The 14,783-nt window shown below is 70.4% G+C and carries 19 protein-coding genes and 1 pseudogene; 7 read left to right on the top strand and 13 right to left on the bottom strand.

What is annotated here, in order from left to right; all coding sequences use genetic code 11:
- Positions 1-14: 14 nt before the first annotated feature.
- From ACFWV3_RS02260 to ACFWV3_RS02240, 5 genes are read right to left on the bottom strand one after another with little or no spacing between them, the layout of a single operon-like run.
- Positions 15-425 carry a YciI family protein gene (locus ACFWV3_RS02260; protein ID WP_382408136.1) on the bottom strand — a complete coding sequence of 137 codons (411 nt, stop codon included), beginning with the start codon at positions 423-425 and terminating at the stop codon, positions 15-17.
- 5 nt (positions 426-430) lie between these two features.
- Complete coding sequence (locus ACFWV3_RS02255) at positions 431-829, bottom strand: VOC family protein (protein WP_382407277.1); 399 nt, start codon at positions 827-829, stop codon at positions 431-433.
- Positions 830-879: 50 nt separating this feature from the next.
- On the bottom strand, positions 880-1,446 hold the full coding sequence (locus tag ACFWV3_RS02250) for a TIGR03086 family metal-binding protein (RefSeq protein WP_382407275.1): 567 nt from the start codon (positions 1,444-1,446) through the stop codon (positions 880-882).
- Positions 1,447-1,450: 4 nt separating this feature from the next.
- Positions 1,451-2,137, bottom strand: coding sequence for an RraA family protein (locus ACFWV3_RS02245; protein ID WP_382407273.1), 687 nt, complete (start codon positions 2,135-2,137; stop codon positions 1,451-1,453).
- 10 nt (positions 2,138-2,147) lie between these two features.
- The gene (locus ACFWV3_RS02240; protein WP_382407271.1) at positions 2,148-3,311 is read right to left on the bottom strand and encodes an MFS transporter; all 1,164 of its coding nucleotides are present in this window, start codon (positions 3,309-3,311) and stop codon (positions 2,148-2,150) included.
- A gap of 74 nt (positions 3,312-3,385) precedes the next feature.
- On the opposite strand from ACFWV3_RS02240, the gene ACFWV3_RS02235 reads away from it, so the two are divergent.
- Together ACFWV3_RS02235 and ACFWV3_RS02230 are read left to right on the top strand one after the other, a co-directional pair.
- Complete coding sequence (locus ACFWV3_RS02235) at positions 3,386-4,123, top strand: DeoR/GlpR family DNA-binding transcription regulator (RefSeq protein ID WP_382407269.1); 738 nt, start codon at positions 3,386-3,388, stop codon at positions 4,121-4,123.
- Complete coding sequence (locus ACFWV3_RS02230; RefSeq protein ID WP_382407267.1) at positions 4,120-4,653, top strand: HAD-IA family hydrolase; 534 nt, start codon at positions 4,120-4,122, stop codon at positions 4,651-4,653. The genes ACFWV3_RS02235 and ACFWV3_RS02230 overlap by 4 nt, the downstream gene beginning before the upstream one ends.
- Positions 4,654-4,689: 36 nt before the next feature.
- Here ACFWV3_RS02230 and ACFWV3_RS02225 read toward each other — a convergent pair whose 3' ends face one another.
- The 6 genes from ACFWV3_RS02225 to ACFWV3_RS02200 form a co-directional block, all read right to left on the bottom strand.
- The gene (locus ACFWV3_RS02225) at positions 4,690-5,241 is read right to left on the bottom strand and encodes a vitamin K epoxide reductase family protein (RefSeq protein WP_382407265.1); all 552 of its coding nucleotides are present in this window, start codon (positions 5,239-5,241) and stop codon (positions 4,690-4,692) included.
- A gap of 41 nt (positions 5,242-5,282) precedes the next feature.
- A complete protein-coding gene (locus ACFWV3_RS02220) occupies positions 5,283-5,879 on the bottom strand; it encodes a DsbA family protein (RefSeq protein WP_382407263.1) in 597 nt (198 codons plus the stop codon).
- 55 nt (positions 5,880-5,934) lie between these two features.
- Positions 5,935-6,306: a hypothetical protein gene (locus ACFWV3_RS02215; protein WP_382407261.1), complete on the bottom strand. Its 372-nt coding sequence runs from the start codon at positions 6,304-6,306 to the stop codon at positions 5,935-5,937.
- A gap of 72 nt (positions 6,307-6,378) precedes the next feature.
- Entirely contained in the window at positions 6,379-7,797 is a 1,419-nt protein-coding gene (locus ACFWV3_RS02210) for a carboxylesterase/lipase family protein (RefSeq protein ID WP_382407259.1), read from the bottom strand.
- Between the two features lie 53 nt (positions 7,798-7,850).
- The gene (locus ACFWV3_RS02205; protein WP_382407257.1) at positions 7,851-8,417 is read right to left on the bottom strand and encodes a TetR/AcrR family transcriptional regulator; all 567 of its coding nucleotides are present in this window, start codon (positions 8,415-8,417) and stop codon (positions 7,851-7,853) included.
- A 28-nt stretch (positions 8,418-8,445) separates the two neighbouring features.
- Positions 8,446-8,997, bottom strand: a complete 552-nt coding sequence (locus tag ACFWV3_RS02200; protein WP_382407255.1) for a TetR/AcrR family transcriptional regulator — start codon at positions 8,995-8,997, stop codon at positions 8,446-8,448.
- Positions 8,998-9,087: 90 nt separating this feature from the next.
- Between ACFWV3_RS02200 and ACFWV3_RS02195 the strand changes: the two genes are divergently transcribed.
- Both ACFWV3_RS02195 and ACFWV3_RS02190 read left to right on the top strand, forming a co-directional pair.
- Positions 9,088-9,939: an SDR family oxidoreductase gene (locus tag ACFWV3_RS02195; RefSeq protein ID WP_382407253.1), complete on the top strand. Its 852-nt coding sequence runs from the start codon at positions 9,088-9,090 to the stop codon at positions 9,937-9,939.
- 39 nt (positions 9,940-9,978) lie between these two features.
- Positions 9,979-10,716 (top strand): SDR family NAD(P)-dependent oxidoreductase, encoded by a 738-nt coding sequence (locus tag ACFWV3_RS02190; protein WP_382407251.1) that lies wholly within the window; start codon positions 9,979-9,981, stop codon positions 10,714-10,716.
- Between the two features lie 16 nt (positions 10,717-10,732).
- On the opposite strand, the gene ACFWV3_RS02185 is transcribed toward ACFWV3_RS02190, so the two are convergent.
- On the bottom strand, positions 10,733-11,764 hold the full coding sequence (locus ACFWV3_RS02185; protein ID WP_382407249.1) for an NAD(P)-dependent alcohol dehydrogenase: 1,032 nt from the start codon (positions 11,762-11,764) through the stop codon (positions 10,733-10,735).
- 92 nt (positions 11,765-11,856) lie between these two features.
- On the opposite strand from ACFWV3_RS02185, the gene ACFWV3_RS02180 reads away from it, so the two are divergent.
- The 3 genes and pseudogenes from ACFWV3_RS02180 to ACFWV3_RS02170 all read left to right on the top strand — a co-directional run bounded on the left by ACFWV3_RS02180 (position 11,857) and on the right by ACFWV3_RS02170 (position 13,514).
- Positions 11,857-12,441, top strand: coding sequence for a TetR family transcriptional regulator (locus ACFWV3_RS02180; protein WP_382407247.1), 585 nt, complete (start codon positions 11,857-11,859; stop codon positions 12,439-12,441).
- Positions 12,442-12,536: 95 nt separating this feature from the next.
- Positions 12,537-13,369 (top strand): annotated as a pseudogene (locus tag ACFWV3_RS02175) (Scr1 family TA system antitoxin-like transcriptional regulator).
- Positions 13,335-13,514 (top strand): DUF397 domain-containing protein, encoded by a 180-nt coding sequence (locus ACFWV3_RS02170; protein WP_382407245.1) that lies wholly within the window; start codon positions 13,335-13,337, stop codon positions 13,512-13,514. Before ACFWV3_RS02175 ends, ACFWV3_RS02170 begins: the two are co-directional and overlap by 35 nt.
- Here the strand turns inward: ACFWV3_RS02170 and ACFWV3_RS02165 are convergent.
- Positions 13,485-14,531: a M4 family metallopeptidase gene (locus tag ACFWV3_RS02165; RefSeq protein WP_382407243.1), complete on the bottom strand. Its 1,047-nt coding sequence runs from the start codon at positions 14,529-14,531 to the stop codon at positions 13,485-13,487. The genes ACFWV3_RS02170 and ACFWV3_RS02165 overlap by 30 nt on opposite strands.
- Between the last annotated feature and the right edge of the window lie 252 nt (positions 14,532-14,783).

Here is a 14,783-nt window from a genome sequence, read left to right as displayed (position 1 = left end):
CCCGGCCGCGGGCGTCACTTCTGGTACGGCGCCAGGGTCTCCGGGTCCACGTCCGGCGCCGACATGATCGGGTGCACCTCGATCGGCTGGTTGAGGATCTTTCCGCCCGGCCCTGGGCACGCGGACGCCTTGCGTGCGATCTCCAGCAGCCGCTCGTGGCTGTCGACGTCCACCACCCAGTACCCGGCGATGACCTCCTTGGACTCCGCGAACGGACCGTCCACCACGACCGGGCCGTCGTCGGACCCGCGCACGACGAACGCCCGCGCCGGACCGCTCAGGCCCTCGGACTGCAGCAGCTCACCGGACGCGCGCAGCTCGGCGTCCAGGTCGCGCATGTAGCCGATCATGCGGTGCATGTCCTCGTCGGACCACGCGGCGAGCCCTTCCCAGTCCTCCTGGCTGCCGCCGTAGCTGACCAGCATGTACTTCACTTCCACTCCCCACCGGTCGCGCGGGCCTTGATCTCCTGCACGGCCCAGCTGTTGCCGTCCGGGTCGTCGAAGAAGACGAACGACCCTCCGTCCGCTTCGTTCATGCGCACGATCTCACCGACTTCGACGCCGCGCTCGAGGAGCTGCGTCCGTGCCTTCTCCAGGTCGGACACGACGAGCTGCACGCCCTTGAGCGTGCCCGGCTCGCCCTTCACGATCCCCTTGCCCATGACGATCGAGCAGCCGGAGCCGGGCGGCGTGAGCTGCATGATCCGGGTGTCCTCGTTGAACGTCGTGTCGTGGTCGACCTCGAACCCGAGCTGCTCCTCGTAGAAGCGCTTCGCCCGGTCGAGGTCCGACACCGGTACGACGATGACTTCCAGGGTCCAGTCCATCTCTCGTGGTCCTCTCAGCGGTGGCCCTTTGCACCGACGCGTCGAAGTGCTCAGAAGTTTTTCGACAAGGGGTCCCGGCCCACATACCCGAGCAGCCTGTCCTGCGCCGACGCGTCCTCGGCGACCGGGACCTCCGGGCCGTAGACCTCGATGCCGGGACCGAACGCGCCGGGCGTGCGGAAGCGTTCCATCAGCTCGGGCGGCACGGACCGCGTCGCCGCCCAGAGCCGGTCGACGTCGTCCGGCGGGATGGTCTCGTCCTGGCCGGTGGCGCGGGCGAGGTCCCAGCCGTGCAGCACCAGGTCGTCGCTCACGACCTGGTCGACGTGGTCCTCGAGCGTCATCGGGCCGCCGGGCGTGGACACCTCGTCGCGGGCGCGGTCGGAGTCGAGCGCCTCCTGCACCTGGCGGCGGGCCTCGCGGAAGTCCGTCAGCGGGTCCTCGGTGCGGGGGAGCTGCACTCCCAGCATCACGCCGTGCATGTCGATGACGTGGTCGACGACCTCGAGGGCCGTCCAACGCGCGCATGGCGACTGACTGCCCCACTGGTCCGCTCGCACGTTCGCGACCTTCGCCTCGAAGGCGTCGGCCCGCGCCCGGTATCTGGCAGAGATCATGGCCTCACTCCTCGACGGCGCCGGCGATCTTGCGCAGGTGCTCGCGGAAGGTGAGCCCGCTCCCGAGGTACTCGTCGAACCGCAGCTGGTCGCGCAGGGACTCACCCTGCCTCAAGCGCTCGGCCTGCGCCCGTTCGACGTCGCGGATGGACCGCGCCTTCTCCAGCAGCGAGTCCACGTGCGAGGCGGGGAGGAACAGCACGCCGTCGTCGTCGCCGAACACGAGGTCGTCGGTCGTGACGGTCCACTGGTCCACCTCGGCGGTCGACAGGGCTTCCGGCGCCCGGTCGCGCAGGCTCAGCGGCCCGGTCGGGTTCGCGCCGAGGCTGAAGACCGGCAGGCCGATCTCGCGGAGCTCCTGCGTGTCGCGGTGCAGTCCCCAGATGACGACGCCCGCCAGGCCGGCGAGCTGCACCTCCCGCACGATCATGTCGCCCACGCAGGCCTCGTCGGTGCGACCGTCGTTGTCGACCACGAGCACGTCACCGGGCTCGGCGCGGCCGAGCGCCTCCAGGAAGACGTCGACGCTGCCCGCGTGCCGGGCGGGCAGCACGCGGCCGGCCGTCTTCGTGCCGGGGACGACCGGCTTGAGGCTCACCGTGCGGACCGGGATGTGGGCCCGGACGCACGCGTCGGCGAGGTGCGCGGTCGTCAGATCGAGTGCTGCCAGATCAGTCTGGGGAAGATCCATGAGGCATGTTCTACGCCGAGACCCGCTCCTCGGTCGATGCGGTGCGCAGCACACCCGCCGACAGCGCCGCGACCAGGCACAGCGCGACCGGCAGCAGGAACGCGATGTTGAGCGGCACGAAGTGCGTCAGCCAGCCGATCACCGCCGGTCCGGCGAGCACGCCGAGGTAGCCGAGGCCGGCGACGCGCGAGACGTTGACGCCCGCGGCGCCCGGTTCCGCGTGACCCGCCGCGCTGAACAGCTGCGGCACCGTGCCCGACAGCCCGATGCCGGCGATCGCCCAGCCGACCAGCGCGAGCCAGATGACCGGCGACAGCGCCGCGGTCGCGATGCCTGCAGCGCCGATCACCGAACCCCAGCGCAGCACCGCCATCGGCCCGATCTTCGCGGTGACCCGGTCCGCGATCAGCCGCCCGACGGTCATCGTCGTCGCGAACGCGCCGTAGGCGAACGCCGCGATCTCCGGCGAGGCGTCGAGGACGTCCTGCAGGTGCAGCACGCTCCAGTCGTTCGCGGCGCCCTCGCTCAGCATCACCAGCAGGGCGAGCACGGCCATGATCCAGATCTTGCGGGGTGCCTTGCGCTTGGCGCCGGTCTGCTCGGTGGCGTGCTGCTCTTCCTTCTCGTCGAGCAGCAGCCGGGCCGTCACGAGACTGACGATCACGCCGAGCACGGCCGCCGCGCCCAGCGTGGTCGCGGGGGAGAGCTCCCAGCCCAACGTCCGCGCACCGGTCAGCGCCGCCGCCACACCGCCCAGCGACCACGTGGCGTGGAACGCCGACATCACCGGGCGGTTGTAGTGCCGCTCCACGACCACGGCGTGCGCGTTCATGCTGACGTCGATCAGCCCGTTGCCGAAGCCGAAGATCAGCAGCGCGGCCCCGAGCGTCCACTGGTCGAAGGCGATTCCGGGCAGGAACGCCGTCACGCTGCACACCACGCCCGCGAGCGGCACGACCAGCTTCACGCCGAGGCGGTCGGTGACCTTGCCGCCGACCCGCATGCCGAGGAACGCGCCCAGCCCGAGCAACAGCAGCAGCCGGCCGAGCTCCGCGTGGGTGATGCCCGTGCGGTCCTCGACCGTCGGGATGTGGACGAGCCACAGCCCGAGCAGGAACCCGTTGAGGGCGAAGTACGTGAAGGTGGCCACCCGCGCGGCCTTGAGAGCACTCACGGCACACACGCTAACGAACGTAGGACGTGTTCGAAAGCTTGAGTTCCGCACATCACTCGTGTTCAATCGCGACCGTGTCCCGACTGAAGCAGATCACCGAGGCGGTCCGCGACGCCGGCTCCCTCGGCGTGGCGGACCTGGCGTCGCTGACCGGCGCCTCCGAGATGACCATCCGCCGCGACCTGGAGGTCCTCGCGGCCCAGGGCGTCCTCGAACGCTACCGCGGCGGCGCCCGCAGCCTGCTCCTGCGCGGCTCCGAACCCCCGTTCGCACTGCGCTCCGACGAGAACATGGACGCCAAGCGCCGCATCGCCGCCACGGTCGCGGGCCTGATCGCCGACGGCGAGTCCGTCGTCCTCGACAGCGGCACCACGTGCCTCGAAGTCGCCCGCCTGCTGCACGACCGGCGCGTGACCGTCATGCCGTTGTCGCTGCACTCCGTCAACGCCCTGTCGTCGTCCTCGACCGTGACACTCCTGGTCCCCGGCGGCCGCCCCCGCCTCGGCGAGCTGGCCCTGACCGGCCCGCTGACCCTCGCCTCGCTGCAGGCCCTGCGCTTCGACACCGCCGTCATCGGCTGCTGCGGCCTGTCCGCCGAGCACGGCATGACCGCGTTCGACCTGGAAGACGCCTCGGTGAAACGCACCGCCATCGCCTCGGCCCGCCGCGTGATCGCCGCCGTCGACGCGTCCAAACTGACCCGCACCGCCCTGGCCTTCGTCGCACCGGCGTCCGCGCTGGACGCCGTGGTGACCGACGCCGACGGGGACGAGGGCCTCAGCGCCGCGGGAGTGGCGGTGGTGACGGCATGATCGTGCTGTTCGACATGTTCGGCGTGATCGCCCGCGACCAGTCGCGCGAGGTCATGGACACGATGAGCACCTCGCCGGAGTTCTGGGACGCCTACTGGGCCCACCGCCCGGCCTACGACCGCGGCGACGTGACGGCCTCGGAGTACTGGTCTCTGGTGGGCCACCCTCCGCTCGTCGAGCAGGACGTGGCGAGCTGGAGCCGCGTCGACTACGAGATGGTCGCCCTGCTGCACGAGCTGGACAACGCCGGCCGCCGCATCGCGCTGCTGTCCAACATCCCCGAGGACCACGCGCAGAACTTCGAACGCACCTACGCGTGGCTCGACCTGTTCGAGGTGTGCGCGTTCTCGTGCCGCATCGGTGCCGCGAAGCCGGAGCGCGCGGCGTTCGAGTGGTGCCGGGAGCGGCTCGGTGACGGGGAGATCCTGTTCGTGGACGACAAGGTGGAGAACGTGGCGGCGGCTCGGGAGGCGGGGATGCTGGGGCACCACTTCACGGGGATCGCCGGGTTGCGCGAAGTGCTCGCTTGAGCCGGTGGGGCTCGCCGGCGGCGAGCCCCACCCAGGTCACACCAGCGACGACCAGTAGAACCAGAACGCCTGCAGCACCCCGCCCGCGATCACCAGGTACCACAGCACGAGCACGACGCTGTGCCACTGGAACGCGGGCCGGATGTTCCGCAGAGTGACGTACCAGAAGATCGGGATCGTCACCGCCCACACGACCATGCAGTACGGGCACAGCGCGCGGATCTCGTACAGCGACTGCACGATCAGCCAGTGCACGAACAGCACGCCGAACGTCACCCCGACCTGCAGCCCGATCCACACCCACGACGGCAACGAGACGCCCGCGACCAGCAGCACACCGACCGTCGTCACCACCGCGAACCCGACGATCCCCAGCAGCGGGTTCGGGAACCCGAACACCTCCGCCTGCGCGGTCTTCATGACGGAGCCGCAGCTCAGCACCGGGTTGATGCTGCACGTCGGGATGTAGAACGGGTCCTTGAGCAGCGCGATCTTCTCGATCGTCAGCACGAACGACGCGACCAGGCCGATCGCTCCGCCGACCGCCAGCACCCAGGCGACGATCCGGTTCACGCCAGATTGGTTCACGACAGATTGATTCACGGCAGGCTGGTTCACGGCAGGCTGGTTCACGACAGGGCCTTCTCGATGGCCGCCTTCAGCGCGTCGTAGGTCGGCGCGCCGGCGAACTTGACCCCGTTGACGAAGAACGTCGGCGTGCCCTGCACCCCGGCCTTGCCGCCCTCCGTGCGCTGGGCGAGCACCCGCTCCCGCAGCGACGCGTCGTCCAGCGCCTTCTCGAACTGCGCCTGGTCGAGCCCGAGCTCGGAGGCGAACCCGACGAACGCCGCGCGCTGGGACGTCTGCTGCCCGCCCCACTCCGGCTGCGCGTCGTAGAGCACCCGGAACATCTCGTCTCGCTTGCCCTGAGCCCCGGCGGCCTCGACCGCGACGGCGGCCAGTTCGGCGTTGCGGTGGCTGGGGATCGGGAAGTGCCGCAGGTCGAACGTGACCCGTGAGCCGTACTCGGTCTTGAGCCGTTCGACGCCGGGGAAGGCGGCGCGGCAGGAAGGGCACTCGAGGTCGAGGTACTCGACGACGGTTACCTTGCCGTCGCCGGACGTCTCCAGCGCGGTGGTGTCGGAACGGCCGAACAGCAGGAACCCGGCGACCACCACCGCCACGACGGCGACGATGATCAAGGACAGACGTGCGTTTTTGGACATGGCAGAACTCCACGTGTGCGAGCAGGAACCGAAAGGACCGCGGAACGGGTTCGGTCTAGGCGCGCAACACGCAGAGCTGGGCCAGCCGCACTTCCAGCCGGCGTGAAGGGGGAGACAGGGCGGCGGGCAGGCGCAGCAGCCGCACCGCGAACGACGAGCGCCGCAGCACGGCGAAGCCGATCAGCACCGCCAGCGCCACCATCAGGCAGCAGCCCGCGACGAGGATGCCCTCCAGCAACGACGAGCCGTCGTCGACCGCATCGGCGACGTACGTGGCCGTGGCCGACGTCGTCGCACACTGCGCGGTCCACGCGAACTCGGTCTCGCACGGCGTGCCCTGCATCATCGCGACCCCGGCGACCAACGCCAGCACGGCGAGGACCCGCACGAGGTACGCGGGGGTTCGCGAGCTGGGGGTGCCGGGCACGTCATCCAGGGTAGCCACCCGTGCCCGTGCCGGGTGGCGTCGGGGGAGAAGCCGCACGAGCCGGGCGCCCGGTCACTCCCAGAAGGGCAGCCGGTGTTCCGCCGCGTAGTCGACCGGCCCGATCGCACCGGGCGCCAACGACTGCACGTACTGCCCCTCCGAAAACCGCGGCCACCCGGGAGAACCGTCACGGGCGAAGTCGGTCCACGCCTGGATCATGTAGTCGGACAGCCCACGATCCTTCGAGAACGACTTATCCGGGAACAGGAAGTCGATGTCCGAAGAGTGGTTCGCTCCGTGCAGCTCCGGCGGGAACGACGGATCCGTGGCCGCGGAACGGTCAGCGAACTCGAACGCGTACACAGGTGCCGTGCGCGCGTAGAAGGTGTTCTGCCGGAACGTCGATCGCGCCCACATGCGGTCCGTCAGCAACGCCGCCCACGCCTGCTTCGGCGACGCGTTGGAACTCTGCGGGTACTCGGCCAGGATCTCCGTCGCGCGGTCGGGGAACGCGTCCCGCACCAGCGCCGCGTAGTCGTCGGCGGTCATCGGCTCGGGCCGGAACAGCCCGACGAAGCTGTTGTGCTCGTCGCGCGTCGCCCCGGCCAGGATCGGCACCGGGGCGAACTCCCCCGCCTCCAGCAGGTCGGCGGGGGAGCGCGGCAGCAGCGTGCCGCCGTACCCCGTCGCCTGGAAGATGTTCATGATCTGCGGGTGGTCCAGCAGCTTCTCGGCCGGCAGCGCCCGCAGGCACTCGACATCTGGGCAGCCCAGCTCGGCCATGACCCAGGCGCCGAGCCCCTCGATCTCCGCCACCGGCCGCCAGGCGAGTGACGGCAACGCCTCCAGGCCCGGGAACCAGGCTCCCCTCGGCACGTCCACCAGCGTGAACGAGCTGTGCATGATCGCCTTGTGGAACAACGGCCGCGGCCCCATCAGGTGCGCGCTCACCGCCGTCGCGCCGAACGACACCCCGAACAGCGTCACGTTGCCCGGGTCGCCGCCGAACGCGGTGATGTTGCGCCGCACCCACTCCAGCGCCGCGCGCTGGTCGAGCAGCCCGAACTCGCCGGAGTGCGGCAGGCCCGGCAGGCCGAAGCCGCCGAGCACGCCCATGCGGTAGTTGAACGTCACCACGACCACGTCCCCCTGCCGGGCGAGGCGTTCGGCGTGGAAGAAGTGCCCGGCTCCGACCGCGCCGTCGCCGTGGATCCACACCAGCACCGGCTTGCGGCCGGTCGTCGACGGCGTGGTGACGTTCGCGAACAGGCAGTCCTCGTTCGTGCTGCGCTCCTCGGAGTAGCTCGAACCGACCTGCGGGCACGGGCTCCCCGGCGCGCGGGCGTCGCGCACCCCTTCCCACGACGCCGCGCGGACCGGCGGCTCCCAGCGCGCCGCACGGGCGTACGGGACCCCCTCGAACACCAGGCTCGAGTCCCGCACCTCGCCCCTGATCTGACCGGTGTCCGTCGTGACGATGTCCGATGGCATCGCAACCGCCTCCCCACTGACCAGCAGCAACACGGACAACAGCAGGCGCACGGCTAAGTTCCCGTCGCCAGCTCGACGGCCGCGACCAGCTCCCTCTCGCAGACGTCGAGGTCGAGCGACCCGGACCGCAGTACGACGCCGTTGCGCATCGCGAGCACGAACACCGCCATGACGTCCGGGTCGAACGCGCGGAACTCGCCGGCTTCCTGTCCTCGGCGCAGCAGCGCGGCAAGCTCCACGTGATCGGAGTCGGCGATGCCCCCGTCGGCGACCGCCGCGTGCGCCCTGATCCGCAGGAACGCGAGCATGTCCGCGCGGTGCGCGCGCAGGAACGCCACGTTCGCGGCCAGGAACGCCCGCAGCTCCTCACGCGGGCTCGACTGGCCCAGGCGCGCGCCGACGAAGTCCTGGAACCGGTCGAGGACGTCCGCGAACACCGCGTCGACGAGCTCCTGCTTGTTCCCGAAGTGGTACGAGATCAACCCGGTGCTGCTCAGCCCCGCGCGTGCCGCGATCGCCTTGAACGACGTCTCGGCGTAGTCCAGTTCCGCGATCGTGGCGATGGCGGCCGACACGATCTGCGCACGCCGGGCCTGCTCCGTCACGGATTTTGCTCGCATGAGCAAAAATTAGCACACGCGAGCAAACCTAGGGTCGAGCAAGACCGGTGACTGCGGCCTGAACTGCGGCTTTGCGTCCGGGGAAGGAGTCGCTCAGCGCCTTGAGCGACCACGACGCGGTGTCCCAGCTGATCACCAGCGCGACCACCATGGCCAGCAGTTCCACTGCCGGGATGTCGGACCGGACCGTCCCCGCCTCCTGCGCGGCGGCGATCGCGGCCACGTTGCGCCGGTACTCCGCCACCTCGGCCTCGACGGGCTGCTGGCGTTCCAGCCCGGCCCACAGGTACAGCCGCCGCACGTGCGGGCGCGTCTCCAGCTGCTCGAACAGCGCGCCGGCGTAGCGGGGGAGATCGCCCGCGTCGACCGCGACGGCCGCCGCCAGCTCGGCCATGCAGTCGCCCACGACGCGGTCGAACAGCTCCTCTTTGGCGCCGAAGTGCATGTAGATCGACCGCTTGTTCGCCGACGCCTGCTCGGCGATCCGGTCGACCCGCGCCCCCGCGAGGCCGTAGGTCGCGAACTCGTCGATAGCGGCCTTCATCAGGCGGCGCTTGGTCTCCGTGGCATCGGGTGGCATACGCCGATCGTACATAACCATCTGGGTATTTACATCAGGACCGCGGGGGTGTACGAATGTATCTAGTTAGTTACCTACCGAGGAGCGGACATGAAGACCTGGTTCATCACCGGCACGTCCTCCGGCTTCGGCCGCGAGCTCACCGAACAGCTTCTGGAGCGTGGTGACCGCGTCGCCGCCACCGCTCGCCGTGTCGAGACCCTCGACGACCTCTCGGCTCGCTACGGCGACCGCCTGTGGCACGCACGGCTCGATGTCACCGACACCGACGCACTGCGCGCCGTGGTGACCGAGGCGTTCGGCGAGCTCGGACGGATCGACGTCGTCGTCTCCAACGCCGGCTACGGCCTGTTCGGCGCGGCGGAGGAGCTCAGCGACGACCAGATCGACCGGCAGATCGCGACCAACCTGACCGCCTCGATCCAGCTCGCCCGCGCCGCCACCCCGCACCTGCGCGCCCAGGGCGGCGGGCGGTTCGTGCAGGTCGCGAGCATCGGCGGGCAGGTCGCGTTCCCCGCCATGAGCCTCTACCACGCCACCAAGTGGGGCATCGAGGGCTTCTGGGAGTCGGCGGCCGCCGAGCTCGCGCCGTTCGGCATCGGCGTGACGCTGGTCGAGCCCGGCATGGCGCGGACGAACTTCGGCACCGGCGGCTCGGTGCTGGGAGACGCACTGCCCGAGTACGCCGACGGCCCGTCCGGCTACCTCCGCGGCGTCCTCTCCGGCGCGCTGCCGCCGCTGCCGACGCCCGGCGACCCCGAGAAGATCGCCGCCGCGATCATCGCCTCCGCCGACCAGGCCGAGGCACCGCTGCGTTTGACGCTCGGTTCCGATGCCTACGCGATCGGCACCGCCGCACTGCAGGACCGCCTCGACGCGCTGAAGGCCTCGCGCGACCTCGCCCACTCCACCGACGCCGACGACGTCCTCGTCGCCAACTGACCCACCACCAACCAGCGCGTAACCCAGAAGGAGCCAGCCATGTTCGACTTCACCGGCAAGACCGTCCTCGTCACCGGCGCCACCGGAGCGCTCGGCACGACGCTGTCCGAGCAGCTCGCCAAGGCGGGCGCGAACACCGTCGTCGCCGCCCGCAGCGGTGCCGACGACCTGGCGGCCACCCTCGACGGCCCGGCGCTCGGCGTCCGGCTCGACGTCACCAGCGAGCAGGACTGGGCCGACGCGGTCGCCGCGGCAGAGGACCGCTTCGGACCCGTGGACGTCCTGGTCAACAACGCCGCCTACCTGCGCGTCGGCACGACCGAGAGCATCGAGCTCGACGAGTTCCGCCGCGTCCTCGACACCAACCTCACCGGCGCGCTGCTCGGCATCCGCGCCACCGCCCCGTCGATGCGCAAGGCGGGCGGCGGCGTGGTCGTCAACGTCAACTCCATCGCCGGCCTCACCGCCGCACCCGGTCTCGTCGCCTACAGCAGCAGCAAGTGGGCGTTGCGCGGCCTGATGCGCGCGGCCGCGAAGGAGCTGGCCCGCGACAACATCCGGGTCAACGCCGTGCACCCCGGCATCATCGGCACGCCGCTCGCCTACGGTCCCGACGGCACCGAGCTCGTCCCGGTGGGCAGCTTCGCCATCCCGCGCCAGGCGAGCACGGCGGAGATCGCGGACTTCATCCTGTTCGCGGCCTCCGACCAGGCCCGCTTCGCCACCGGCACCGAACTGCTGGCCGACGGCGGCTTCCTGCTCGGCCCGGTCGCCTGAGCCACGGTCGCCCGAGTCAGCCCAGGTCGGACAGGTCGAGCACGAACCGGTGGCGCACGTCGCCGCGCTCGAGCCGGTCGAGAGCCTCGACCACCTGTCCCGACGGAAGCACCTCGACGTCGGCGGTGATGCCGTGAGCAGCGCAGAACTCCAGCATGGCGGCGGTGGCCGGCACGCCACCGCTGCCTCCGGAGCTGAGCTTCTTGCGGCCGAGGAGCAGGTCCATCGTCTCCACGGTCAGCGACCCGAGGTAGCCGACCTGGCTCAGCGTCCCGTCCATCGCCACGAGCTTCAGGTACGGGCCGACGTCGTGCGCCACCGGAATGGTGTCGATCAGCACGTCGAACCGGTCGCGCGACGCGGCGGCGCTCTCCTCGTCGGTGGAGACCACGAGGTCACGGGCGCCGAGCTTGACCGCCTCCGCCTCACGACCCGCTGACCGGCTCACCACCGAGACCTCGGCACCCATCGCCGCGGCGAACTTCACCGCGAGGTGCCCGAGCCCACCCAGTCCCGCCACCGCGACGCGCATGCCCGGCCCCACGTTCAACGCGCGCAGCGGCTCCCACACGGTGATCCCGGCGCACATCAACGGCGCCGCGGCCGCCGGGTCCAGCCCGGACGGCAGGGGATAGGCGAACTTCTCCCGCACGACGTACTCCCGCGAGAACCCGCCCAGCGTCGTCGTCCCGTCATGACGGTCGGTGCCGTTGTAGGTCAGCGTGGGGTACTCACGGCAGAAGTTCTCCTGCCCCGCCGCACACATGTCGCACTCACCGCAGGAGTCGACGATGTTGCCGACCGCCACCGGATCGCCGACGCGGAACGCGGTCACGTCCGGACCGACCTCCGTGACGACGCCGGTGAACTCGTGTCCCGGCACGAGCGGCTTGTCCTCGTGCCGGCGGACGGCGTGCAGGTCCGTGTGGCAGACCCCGCAGAAGTCGACGCGGACGGCGACGTCGTCGGGGCGGAGGTCCCGTCGCGAGAGTTCTACCCGCTGCAACTCGTCGGTGCCGTGGGACTGCCAGCCGGTGGTGCTGCGCATGACGCTCCTTCAAACAGACTGTTCGGTCTATTTCAACGTACGCGCGCCCGGCGGCAAAGTAAACCGACTGTTCTGTCAGTAGAGTGCGGACCATGTCCGACCAGCAGCTGACGGCCAGGGGCGAGGCCACGCGGCACCGCATCATCGACGTCGCCACCGCCGAGTTCGCCGAGCACGGCATCGCCGGTGCCCGCATCGAACGCGTCGTCGCCGCGGCCCGCACCAACAAAGCCCAGCTCTACGCCTACTTCGGCAACAAGGACGGGCTCTTCGACGCCATCTTCTTCGCCTCGCTGGACCGGATCGTCAACGTCGTCCCCATCGACGCCACCGACCTCGCCGGCTGGGCCGTGCGCCTCTACGACGAGTACCTCCAGCGCCCCGACCTCATCCGCCTCGCCACGTGGGCCCGCCTCGAACGCCGCCCCGCCGGCCTGCTCGTCGACCCCGCCCAGCGCCGCGACGACGCCAAGCTCAAGGCCATCGCCGCCGCCCAGGACGTGGGACTCGTCCGCGCCGGCGACCCGTTCGACCTCATGGCCATGGTCATCGCGATGTCGATGGCGTGGTCCCCTGTCAGCAACGTCTACGCGGCCGTCCTCGACGAACCAGCCGAGGACCACGAACGCCGCCGTGACCTGCTGCGCGACACCGTCCGCCGGGCCGTCGCACCCTGACCACCTGCTTTGGCAGCGCTCCAAACGGCACGCTTTCAGGTTGACCTGCGAGGAACGGGTGGAACCAAACGGAACGCCACCTCTACCGTCCCCGCATGCCTCTGCGGAGATCCACTGTGCGCGGCCGCGAGTTCGGCGACGCGATACGGGCGCTGCTGCGGTCGGCCGACCTGACCAACCGCGCGGCCGCCGAGCTGCTGGGCTGGCAGGAGGCCAAGGTCTCGGAGCTGGTCAACGGCAAGGACGGCACGTCCGACGTCGACCTCGCCAAGCTGCTGGGCCTGCTGCGCACACCGCCCGCCGAGTACGACCACCTGATGACCCTGCACCACGACACGCACATCAGGGACTGGTTGCAGCCCAAGGGATCCGGCACACCGGACCGCGCACGCACGTTGCGGGAGCACGAGCGGATCGCGTCGGAGATCACCGGCTGGTCGATGAACGTCGTCCACGGCCTGCTGCAGGTGCCCGACTACACCTTGCACCTCGCCGACTCCGCCGTGAACCTGCAGGAGGACGTGCCCGCGGTTGTCCGCAGCCGTGGCGTGCGCCAGCGGTCGGTGCTCGACGGCTCCCGGTCGGCAACGCGGACGTGATGGCGGAACAGCTCCACCACCTGCTCCGCCTGTCCGTGCGGCCCTACCTGACGATTCGCGTGGTCCCCACGGCCTCCGGACCGCACGCGGGTCTCGCCGGTGACTTCGACCTGCTGAAGTTCAAGAAGATCCCGCCGATCGTCTACCTGGAGAGCCACGGCGCCAACGTCTTCCTCGAAGACCAGCTCTCCGTCGGTCTCTACGGCAACGTCGTGAAGTCACTCGGACGGACGGCGTTGAACGAGGAGCGGACGAGGAAGCTGATCACCGACATCATCGGTGAGGAGTCTTGTGGTGACCAGGTGGCGGAAGAGCAGCTACAGCGCTAACGACGGCAACTGCGTCGAGGTGGGCCAGGGGGTCGGCATCCGGGACAGCAAGTCGCCGTCGGTCGAGCTCCCGCTCACGGCCCACCAGTGGTCGTCGCTGTTGTGCCAGGTCAAGTCAGCGGACGCCGACGTCGTCCCAGGCTGACCGCACCACGGTCGCGACCTCCGCCCCGAACAACGCCTGGGCGCTCGCGACCGTGGCCGCCGCCGCGTCGCCGAAGGACGAGTTGACCCGCAGCTTGGTGGCGAGGGCGTCGTACCAGACCTTGCCGGCGCGGTCCCAGGCGTTGCCGCCGAGCCGGGTCGCAGTGAGGTGGAACGCCTTGTTGGGGATGCCGGAGTTGATGTGGACGCCGCCGTTGTCGTTGCGGGGGTTGCCGTCGTCGGGCAGGTCGACGTAGTTGCGCATGTGGGCGGGCTGGCGGTCGAGCTGGTGGGCGCGGCCGGGGTCCTGCAACGACCGCAGCGCGACGCCCTGCAGCTGCGTGCCGAGGATGCCGGCGCCGATGAGCCAGTCGGCCTGGTCTGCGGACTGGCCGAGCGCGTGCTGCTTGACCAGGGAGCCGAAGACGTCGGCCATGGACTCGTTGAGGGCACCCGACTGCTTCCGGTACCGCAGCCCGGCCGTGTACTGGACGACGCCGTGCGTGATCTCGTGGCCGACCACGGAGGTGTCGCGAGCGAGCGCGCCCACCTGGAACACCTTGCCGCTGCCGTCGCCGTAGACCATCTGGGTGCCGTCCCAGAAGGCGTTGTCGAACCCGCTGCCGAAGTGCACCGACGACACGAGCCGCAGACCGTTGCCGTCGACGCTGTGCCGGCCGAGCACGTCGCGGTAGAAGTCGTAGGTGCGGTCGGCGTTGTCGAAGGCGTCGTTGACGGCGGAGTCGGCCACCGCGCCGTCGCCCTCCTTGCGTCTGAGCACGCCGGGCAACGTGCGCTCGTCACCGCCCTGCACGTCGTGCACGGCCTTGAACTCGCTGGACGGCCCGCGCAGCTGGGCGGCGTTGACGTCGAGGAACTGCACGGCCTCGGTGAGCACCTCGCGCTGCGACCGCAGGGCCGACGAGGCGAGCAGCGTGCCGATGGTGTCGCGGAGGTCGACGCCGCCGGACTCGGCGAGCTCGATCAGCAGGTGGGCGGGCAGGATGAAGCAGGTCATGGCTCTTCCTCCTCTTGTCGTACCTGGGAAGAGGGACAGCCGCCGGAGGAAATACGGTGGCGAGCGGGCCGGCAGGTCGTTCGGGCTCACCGATCCGGTCGACGTGCTCGACGAGCTTGATCCACGTGCACCGCACGGCATGGTCCGCGTCGGCGTCGCTTGGTCGGTGCGCGGGGGCGACCGACCACGGTGACCCGCTGAACTGCCTGACCAGCGCGTCCCGCACGGTCTGGTCACCACGCCCGGCGACGC

This window comes from Lentzea sp. NPDC059081, assembly GCF_042738015.1.
Lineage (GTDB): Bacteria > Actinomycetota > Actinomycetes > Mycobacteriales > Pseudonocardiaceae > Lentzea.
This window is presented reverse-complemented; position numbering and strand designations above follow the sequence as displayed.